Origin of the sequence: Occallatibacter sp. (assembly GCF_049802275.1) — a bacterium.
Taxonomy (GTDB): domain Bacteria; phylum Acidobacteriota; class Terriglobia; order Terriglobales; family Acidobacteriaceae; genus Telmatobacter.
In genome coordinates, this window is the sequence record NZ_JBARMD010000364.1 from 1 (window position 1) to 9,192 (window position 9,192).

Annotated in this window: 7 protein-coding genes; 1 reads left to right on the forward strand and 6 read right to left on the reverse strand. The window is 57.5% G+C overall.

Annotation, left to right across the window (positions count from 1 at the left end; translation table 11 throughout):
* The 6 genes from WA354_RS12675 to WA354_RS12700 all read right to left on the reverse strand — a co-directional run.
* Window positions 1-469, reverse strand: a 469-nt coding sequence (locus WA354_RS12675; protein WP_472813376.1) for a hypothetical protein, incomplete at its 3' end; no start/stop codon positions are given.
* A 432-nt stretch (window positions 470-901) separates the two neighbouring features.
* Complete coding sequence (locus WA354_RS12680) at window positions 902-1,720, reverse strand: IclR family transcriptional regulator (protein ID WP_472813377.1); 819 nt, start codon at window positions 1,718-1,720, stop codon at window positions 902-904.
* A 166-nt stretch (window positions 1,721-1,886) separates the two neighbouring features.
* Complete coding sequence (locus tag WA354_RS12685; RefSeq protein WP_472813378.1) at window positions 1,887-3,776, reverse strand: ABC transporter ATP-binding protein; 1,890 nt, start codon at window positions 3,774-3,776, stop codon at window positions 1,887-1,889.
* Between the two features lie 3 nt (window positions 3,777-3,779).
* The gene (locus WA354_RS12690; RefSeq protein WP_472813382.1) at window positions 3,780-4,151 is read right to left on the reverse strand and encodes a hypothetical protein; all 372 of its coding nucleotides are present in this window, start codon (window positions 4,149-4,151) and stop codon (window positions 3,780-3,782) included.
* Window positions 4,152-4,247: 96 nt separating this feature from the next.
* Window positions 4,248-5,330 (reverse strand): PfkB family carbohydrate kinase, encoded by a 1,083-nt coding sequence (locus WA354_RS12695; protein WP_472813379.1) that lies wholly within the window; start codon window positions 5,328-5,330, stop codon window positions 4,248-4,250.
* A gap of 59 nt (window positions 5,331-5,389) precedes the next feature.
* Entirely contained in the window at window positions 5,390-6,265 is an 876-nt protein-coding gene (locus WA354_RS12700; protein WP_472813380.1) for an SCO family protein, read from the reverse strand.
* A gap of 102 nt (window positions 6,266-6,367) precedes the next feature.
* On the opposite strand from WA354_RS12700, the gene WA354_RS12705 reads away from it, so the two are divergent.
* Window positions 6,368-9,070, forward strand: coding sequence for a PD-(D/E)XK nuclease family protein (locus tag WA354_RS12705; RefSeq protein WP_472813381.1), 2,703 nt, complete (start codon window positions 6,368-6,370; stop codon window positions 9,068-9,070).
* Window positions 9,071-9,192: the final 122 nt, after the last annotated feature.

The window sequence follows — 9,192 nt, forward strand, 5'->3', positions numbered from 1 at the left end:
CCTCGCGGGTCACTTCATCAACGTATGTTTTGGAGTATGAGTTTCGGAATAGGACATTGAGAACTGGCCGGTAGGTTCTGTAGGTCCGTAGGCTACGGTGCTTGCGGATGTATTCAAGGTACTGGTCGATGGCTGCGTCCATCGACAGACGAGTCGGCATCGACGCTACTGGAGCTTCCGGTAGCGCTATGAGGCCTGCTTTTACGGCATTGAGCTCGATTGATTTTGAGCGGGCCGCGGGAAGAAGAAGATCGTAGCTCTCAACGGGCTTTCTGCGCCGTTTCCCGTCTTCATACCATTCCAGGTAGTAGCGGCCTTCCGGATGATGTTCATCGCGGCCGTCTACCCAGACGTGATCGCGGATGATTCTCCCGTTGCGCTCGACAATCCGGGCGAACGGCCACTTGCCGTTCACCTTGACCATCTTGATGATATTGACCCGATCGGCGTATTGCTTGGCTCTGGCCATCGTCCGGAATCCTCCATGAGGAGTGCTCTGGACAAATAGCGCGAACCGCTAATTCAATCAAGAATGGACAGTAAATTCTGACCAATTCTCGATGAGAAATGGACAGTAAGATGGACAGTAAGATGTCTAACGGATTGAAAACTATGGGAATTTATTGCGAGGGCAGCGCTCTAACCAACTGAGCTACGTCCCCAGAGTGAATCTGGAAAACATGTTGCAAGTTGCGGATGGCTTAAAGTTCGTCACTCGTCTCACCACGCAACCAACCGCTTTTGAGGGCGGGAAGCTAAGCTGCACCTTGCTTCTGCAACATCATTGAGTGTATCAGAAAAGCGTCGTTTCAATGGCAATCGGCCCATCTGCGCTTCTCCGGCGCGGCCCCGTGGGCAGCATCGGAGAATCTTCGCGCTTTGATGGGCCAAAGTGGATGCGCTAGGCTGTCCAGGCAGCAGCAGCACGATTTCCACGCGCGGCCGCGGTAAAGCCCATATCCATCGAAATGCCGCGCACACATTGCAGCAGGTGATTGGCGATGGACGGGAGCTTCTGCGCAGTTACACGGAACGACGGCCCCGACACGCTGACCGCGGCTACAGGCTGGCGCTGAGCATCCAGCAGAGGAACAGCAATGCAACGGAGCCCCTCTTCGAGTTCTTCGTCATCGACTGCGTAACCACGGCGACGCGTCTTCTCGATCTCGGTGCGCAATGCCTCGGCCGTCGCTATCGTCCGATGCGTGAACTTTTCGAACCGTGTCCGCCGGATGATTTCATTGATCCGGTCCTCGGGCAGAAATGCCAGCATTGCCTTGCCCACCGACGTGCAGTGAACGGGATTGCTGGAGCCTACGCGGGTGATCATGCGGACTGAGCGCGCCGGTTCAATCTTGTCGATGTAGATCACCCTCGCCTGCTCCAGAATGCAAAGGTGCGCCGTCTCCTCGGTCTCCGCCACAAGTCGGCGCAGATGCGGTTGGGCGCGCTCGCGCAGGTCGTATTGTTCGATGGCGCGGTTGCCGAAGTCGAAGAGACGCAAGCCGAGGCGGAATTTGCCATTCGTCGTCCGCTCCACCATCCTGTGGCGTTCCAACACCATCAGAAAGCGGTGCGCCGTGCTCTTGTGCAGTTGCAGAGACGAGGCAACTTGCGCGAGTCCGAGGGGAACTTCGCTTTCGCCCAGCAAATCAAGTACGGCAAAAGCACGATCGAGCGCCTGAACTTTGTATGTCCCCTGGGGGGCTGAGTCTCGCATTTTGGTCCTCTATTCCGTCTGTAAGTACAGCTTCAGTTTCTCAGAATATGGGACTAACAGTCAAGAAAATGAGACGATCTCGCTTTCGAATGAAAGATATACGCTTAACTCTCACAGGAAAACCGGGAAATGCCCCCTGTGCGTGAAGGCGAGTGGCAGAATGTGTCTACGCCGGGACTTCGTCTCCTTCGCCAGGCGCCAGAAAGAGGTTTTCTTCAAGCCCATGCTGGCGAGTGTAGAGATCGTAGTAGCGGCCGCCGATGGCAAACAGTTCCGAGTGACTACCGCGCTCCACGATTCTTCCCCGTTCCACCACCAATATCTGATCTGCGCGCCGGATGGTCGATAGCCGGTGGGCTATGACAAACGTCGTCCGGCCGACCATCAACTGGTTCAAGCCAGCCTGAATCATCGCTTCCGACTCCGAGTCCAGCGAACTAGTCGCCTCGTCCAGAATGAGAATGCGTGGCTGCGCCAGCAACGCACGGGCAATTGAAAGCCGTTGTCGCTGGCCGCCCGACAGTTTCACGCCGCGCTCACCCACAATCGTGTCATAGGCTTCAGGGAATCGCTCTGCAAACTCATCCACCCGTGCGGTGCGGCATGCAAACAGGAACTGCTCTTCGGTCGCTTCGGGCCGCGAAAACATGATGTTCTCGCGAATCGACCCGTCGAAGAGGAATGAATCCTGCAACACCACGCCCAGTTGCGACCGATAGGTGTTCAGGTCCACGCTAGCCAAATCGATCCCGTCCACCAGCACCTGTCCGCTCGTTGGCGAGTGGAAGGCGCAAATCAAACTGATCACTGTCGACTTGCCCGAGCCCGACGAACCCACGAGGGCGGTCACGGTTCCCTGCTCCGCTTCAAAACTGATGCCGTGCAACACCGGCTTGTCCGTCTCGTATGCGAACTCCACCTTGTCGAAGCGCACGTTACCCTCGATGGGCGGCATCTTCAACTTGCGTTTGGGATCCTGGTTCTCTTCAAGTTCGGCCATGATTTCGCGTGTGCGGTCGAGGCCTGCGAAAGCTTCAGTCAGTTGTGTGCCGATGTTTACGATCTGGAAGATCGGCATGACCATGATGGCCAGAAACATGTTGTAGCTGAAGTAGTCACCGACAGTCCATGTATGGTTTAGCACCGCATGGCCCCCCAGCCACATCACCAGCGCAGAAACCAGCCCGAGCACGGTGGTGGACGCCGATCCGAGCACGCTGGTCATGGTCAGGGACTTCATCACGTTGTTGAGCAGGCGATCGACACCTACCCCAAACACGCCAGCCTCGCGCTCTTCCGCGTGATAGCCCTTGATCACGCGGACTCCACCAAGCGATTCGGTCAGCCGGCCTGTAACTTCCGCATTGATCTTTGCTCGCTCGCGGAAGATGGGTCGGATTTTCTTGAATGCATATTGAAGAACGAAGACAAATAAGCCCACGACAGCAAAAACCGTCAACGTGACAAGAGCGCTGCGATGCAGCAGATAAACGAAGGCCAAAACTGCGGTGAGCAGCCCGCCGACAAATTCCACTAACCCCGTGCCCACCAGGTTACGCACACCTTCCACGTCAGACATGATGCGCGCGACAAGCGTACCAGTGCGATTCTCGTCGTAATAAGCCACCGATAAGAGTCCAACGTGCTTTTGCACCTGGCGCCGCATCTCGGCAATCAACCGCTGACCAGCCTTTGAGAGCAACTGCGTCAACGAAAACGAGGTAATTGCCTGCACAATCATGGCTGAGAAGACGAGAGCGATAATCTTCGGCAACAACTCAGGGTGGGGATTGGTCTGCGAAAGAACTTTGTCCAGCAATGCCTTGGAAGTATAGGGAAGCACCAGCCCGGCAACACGATTGACGGCCATCAAGGCCATTCCCGCAATCAACAGACCTTTGCGCGGCGCCACCAGCGCCTTGATTTCCGGCCAGAGCGCTTTGAGATTTGGCTTGCGCTTTGGCAAGTCAGCTACGTTTGCACGCGCACTGCCTGTGCGCGGCGACCGCTCTGCTCCCCTGCTTAGCCCCATTCCGCCGCCGCGCATGGTACTCATGTGTTAGACCTTCCCCGATCGCCGTGCCGCAATGAATGACCGCACGCACAGAATCACGTAAAGCAGCAGCAGGCCTGTCATCGTCAGTTTCGACGCCAGCGCGATCTCATCCGGTGCAATACCTGCCGACTTCGCGTGCACATATCCGCGTATCGCCTCAACCGCGCCGCCAATGAATCCCAGCAGCCCGATTGTCACATTGACGTGCATAAACAGCTTGCGGCGCGACTCGCTCGGGCTCATGGCCAGCAACCCAAACAGAGCCAATGCCAAGCCAAACCATGTCGGAATCAGTGCCGTCACATGCTGACTGCCCGTTCCAACATAGCCAATCAAACCAAGCGCAACCAGCAGAACCGCAAAGACCAATGTCACTTTCGCCAAACGAAACCTCTCCCTGAGGCTGACGTCAAGGATATCAGTCTTCTAGATGCCGGGCCGCGTTGTCCTGATTCGAAGAATCAGTTGCGGTTAGCGTTGAATGCGCGCCGACCCGCCCTGCGCGAAGGCCCGCACCTGGTCCAGGGTTGCCATGGTCGTGTCCCCGGGGAAGGTTGTCAGCAACGCGCCGTGTGCCCATCCCAGCTTCAGTGCTGTCTCGGGCGCCTCGCCGTTCAGAAGTCCATAAATAAAGCCCGCTGCGAATCCATCCCCGCCCCCCACTCGATCCAGCACTTCCAGCTCGGCGGTAGGCGCCGAATAGGTCTTGCCATCCACCCAGGCCACCGCGCTCCAACTGTGCCGGTTTGTTGAGTGAACTTCTCGCAGGGTCGTCGCCACAATCTTCACGTGCGGCAATTTCTTTACAACCTTATCCATCATGCCGAAAAAGACGCTGGGATCGAGCTTCGACTTCGCCGCAACCTCCGGCCCAGGGATGCCAAGCCCCTTCTGCAGATCTTCTTCATTGCCAACTAGCACATCCACGTTCTCGACGATCTTTGCAATCGTCTCTACAGCGTGTGTGTCGCCGCCATGAATTTTCCAGAGCTTCTCACGAAAATTCAAATCGAATGACGTCACGGCGCCGGCGGCCTTCGCTTCGCGCATCATCTCCGCAGCCAGTTCGGCTGTCGTCGCGGAGAGAGCCGCAAAGATGCCTCCACTGTGAACCCACCGCACGCCACCCGCAAAAATTTTCTTCCAGTCAAAGTCTCCCGGCTTAAGGCGGGCCGCAGCCTCGTTGGCACGGTTGTAAAAAACCACCGGCCCACGCACACCAAAGCCGCGATCGCTGTACACGGTCGCCATATTCGGACCAGAGACGCCGTCATGCTTGAAGTGCTTGTATATAGGCTTTACTCCCATGGCTAGCACGCGCTCTGCGATCAAGTCGCCGATCGGGTAATCCGACATCGCCGAAGCAATTGCGCTTTTGAGCCCAAAGCAATTCGACAGGTTGGCGGCAACATTGAATTCGCCGCCGCTCACATAAATGTGGCACTCAGTCGCCTTGCGAAACGGTATGATGCCAGGGTCGAGCCGATGCACCAGAGCTCCCAGCGAAAGAAAATCGATCTCGCCATCCTTGCGAATTCTCAGTCCATCACTCATGCTTCATCCACTCCTCTGCTTGACGATTTCGGAACCTGTAATTTCGCTGTGCGCACCGCTCACGCTCCAGGTGATTGCTTCAAATCTGCAACGACCTGCTCAGGCGTCCACTCATTTCCCGGATAGAATTTCAAGACCCTGCCATCGGGCCCGATCAGTGTAGTCGAGAGCGTATGCGTAATGGTTCCGTCTGCCGCATCACTCATCCCCACGTCGAAGAACTTTGCCATCTCCGCCAGCACAGGCTTCTCCGGCACTGCAAAATCCCAGTGTGCGAAGGCTGCCTTTGCATCGCTGCCGATGTACTGCTCCCCGTACGCCTTCAACCGATCCGGTGTGTCGTGTACCGGATCGAAACTCACGCACAGCAGATGGGCCTTCCCTTTCAGAACTGGGTCGGCCGCTATTTGCTTGTCGATCACTGCGAAATTACGTGTCACCAGCGGGCAGAAGTTCGGCAACGGGCACCGCGTATAAATGAACGTAATCAGCAGGTTTTTGCCTTGAAACTGATCCAGATGAATGATTCGCCCATCCTGGTTGCGCAGCTTGAAATCGGGAACTGCATCGCCCTTCGCCGGCACGTGATAGATCACCGCCGGGCGATAATCCGGCCTTCCCTGCGCAACCACCACGATGTGATCCAACAGAACACTCGCATCCGCTTCCTGCGAAACCAGCACGTCGGCTGTAATTACGTCGCCAGGATGCAATTCACTCAGGATGCTCGGATCTTTCAGCTTGTAGGGCATCGTCATTGCCTCCATGAAGCTCGGAATCGCCTCATGGTTCAATGTCACTTCGCCCGTCGCAGGGTTGCTGGCCACAACCTTACCACGCAGTTTGTAGACTTTGTATGACGAAGGCTCCGCGGAATTTCCCGCCTCGTTTTGCTGACGATGGCACCCGGTAACCATCGCCATCCCGATGACCATATAAACGAACAGTTTCCGTATCACTCCCCAGTTTACAACCCGACCTGTTTCCCACAGAATGCACTCGTTCCGCTCGGCGGCCCAACGGCGTATAACGCAGGTATGGGCACTCAACCTGGGGCCGAACTCGACGCATGGTTGCGTGATGGTGGACTTGTGGTCGCGTCGACCGATCGTGCGGCCCGTGCCATCCAGACCGAGTATCATCGACGCCGCCGCGCTGAGGGGGTGTCCGCCTGGCCCGCTCCCAACATCCTGGATTGGAAGACCTTCGCACGCACGGCATGGGAAGAACGCAATCTCGCCGGGCGCCTGCTCCTCAACCATGCCCAGGAAATGGCCCTCTGGTCTGAGATCATCCACAGCGAACAGCATCTTCCCACCGCGCTGAGGGCATCCGTACGCCGCCTCGCTTCCATGGCGATCGAAGCACACGATCTCCTTTGCTCCTATGCGCCGCAGCTCCTCAGAAAATCATCACGCGTTAATTGGGATCGGGACGCAGGTGCCTTCAGCCAGTGGCTCGCCGACTTCGATGAACAATGTGCTCGTAACGGAATCAGGACACTGAGCCGTTTGCCGCTCGAACTGATCTTGCTCCTGCAGGAAGACTCCTCGCCGCGCCGTGCGCTCCGCATCGCCGGATTCGATCGGGTGCTCCCCACGCAACGCCGGCTCTTCGACGCATGGGGTTCGTGGCAGCAGTTGCAACCTGAGGGTCCGGCTGCGCAGAGCACCTTCCACTCCGTTCGGGATAGCCAGACCGAGTTTGAGTCCTGTGCCTGGTGGTGCTACCAGCACCTCGCAACGAAATCCGACCAGCGGCTGCTGATCATCACCCAGGATCTGTCACAACGCCGCGGCGAAATCGAACGCGCTTTCCTTCGCTTCAGCGATCCGGGCGGCGTGCCTCTCTTTGAATTTTCGCTTGGCATTCCGCTCAGCCAGGTTCCACTGGCTCGGTCTGCATTGTTGCTGTTGCGCTGGCTCAAGGACGCCCTTGACGAGAATGCGCTTGACTGGCTCTTCGCAAGCGGCTCCGCAGCTTCATCTGAAGAATCTGCAACATTGCAGGCCTGCATGCGCACCCTGCGCCGTTTCGATCAACAACGACTTCAATGGCCTCTGGAAGGTTTCCTCAACCAGGGACGAATCGCCAATGCTGTTCCACATCAGTGGAAGCGCCGCATGATTGCCGCTCAACGCAGCTTGAATGAAGCGGTATCATTCCAGAACCCAATCGATTGGGCGGATAAAGTGCCGTATTTACTGGAGACGATCGGGTGGCCTGGCACTCAGTCACAAATGAGCGCTGAATTCCAGGCCGGGCGGCGCTGGCAGCAGGCCTTGGACACGGCAGGTTCGCTGGGATTCGATGGCCGTCGCATGGCCTGGCATGAATTTCTGGCCGAACTCGAATACGCAGCAGACGACATCCTTTTCGCACCGCAATCGACCGACGCACCAATCCAGATCGCCGGCCCAGCTGAATCCGCGGGCCTCACCGCCGATGCTCTTTGGTTTCTAGGCGCGGATGAGGAATCCTGGCCGGCGGTCGGGTCGATGCACCCATTCCTGCCTCCTTACGTGCAGCGCGAGCTCGGTATGCCCCACGCGTCTCACGAACTGGACTGGCAATTCGCCTCGACCATTACTCAGCGCCTGCTTGTTTCAGCACCCGAAGCCCACTTCAGCTTTGCTCTGCAAAGGGATGATGTTAAGTCCCGTCCCTCGCGCCTCATTGCCGGTTCTCCGCTTCCCATCGAGGAGAGCCTGCTTCCGCCACTTCACGATTCGCCGATCACAGATCCGATCGCCGATTCGAGCACGATTCCCTTCACCGCGGGGCATCTCAGCGGTGGAGCAGCCGTTCTATCTTCGCAGTCCCAGTGCCCTTTCAAAGCTTTTGCAACAGCGCGCCTCGCCGCCGGAAACTGGGATGCCGCGCAGGCCGGCCTCAGCGCAAAGCAGCGCGGGCAAATCCTGCATGCGGTGCTTCATTCCGTCTGGTCGGGCAAGCGTCCAGGAATTAAGAATCGCGATGAGCTCATAGCGATAAAGGATCTCGCTGCCTTCGTCAGCACGCACGTTAAAGTCGGGCTTAAGTCCGGGTTGCAGCCCGGAGTCTCCGAGCAAATGCCGCCGATCTATTTGGACCTTGAAGAAATCCGGCTGGTGCGTCTTGTCACTGAATGGCTGGAGTTCGAAAAAGCACGGGAAACCTTTATAGTCGAGCAGACCGAAGCTAAACGTACCGTCACAATCGACGGCCTCAGTATGAATCTTCGACTCGATCGGGTCGATCGACTGGTTGATGGCTCATCGCTCGTCATCGATTACAAAACCGGCAACGTCGATCCCGGGTCCTGGGACCTCCCACGCCCCGACGATCTGCAACTTCCGCTATACAAAATCTTCGGACTTGATCCCATTCAACCCTCGCTATTTGATAGTTACGGCGGCCCCGCCAGCGGTGGACTGGTTTTCGCCAAGGTCCGCGCAGGAGATGCCTGCTTTGCGGGTCGCGCCGCCGATGCGCGCGAAACGATCCATCCGGGCCTCAGTGGCAACAGCGCCCTGGTGAGGCGCAGACTGACCGGCCTGGACGAGTCAGAGTGGAAGAAGTACATCGAGCGCATGGCTGAAGAATTCGTCCAGGGCTGCGCCGAGGTCGATCCGCGCGACTACCCGAAAACCTGCGAGCGCTGCGGTCTTCAATCCGTCTGCCGCATCCAGGAACCGGAAAATCGCGCACGAGTTGAAGAAGAAGAAAACACGGAGGGCGACGATGCAGCCGAAGAATAGCTTCGTGCTTTCCGCTGCCCCCGATCAGGATCAGCGCATCACCGCACTCGATCCGCAACGGTCGATCCTCGTTCAAGCGCCTGCCGGTTCAGGCAAAACCGATCTTCTCACCCGCCGATTCC

What these genes read in the sequence shown, in the direction of transcription:
- WA354_RS12680 (WP_472813377.1), bottom strand. Translation starts at nt 1,720, where the DNA reads ATGCGAGACTCAGCCCCCCAGGGGACATACAAAGTTCAGGCGCTCGAT.
- WA354_RS12685 (WP_472813378.1), bottom strand. Translation starts at nt 3,776, where the DNA reads ATGAGTACCATGCGCGGCGGCGGAATGGGGCTAAGCAGGGGAGCAGAG.
- WA354_RS12695 (WP_472813379.1), bottom strand. Translation starts at nt 5,330, where the DNA reads ATGAGTGATGGACTGAGAATTCGCAAGGATGGCGAGATCGATTTTCTT.
- WA354_RS12700 (WP_472813380.1), bottom strand. Translation starts at nt 6,265, where the DNA reads ATGGTCATCGGGATGGCGATGGTTACCGGGTGCCATCGTCAGCAAAAC.
- WA354_RS12705 (WP_472813381.1), top strand. Translation starts at nt 6,368, where the DNA reads ATGGGCACTCAACCTGGGGCCGAACTCGACGCATGGTTGCGTGATGGT.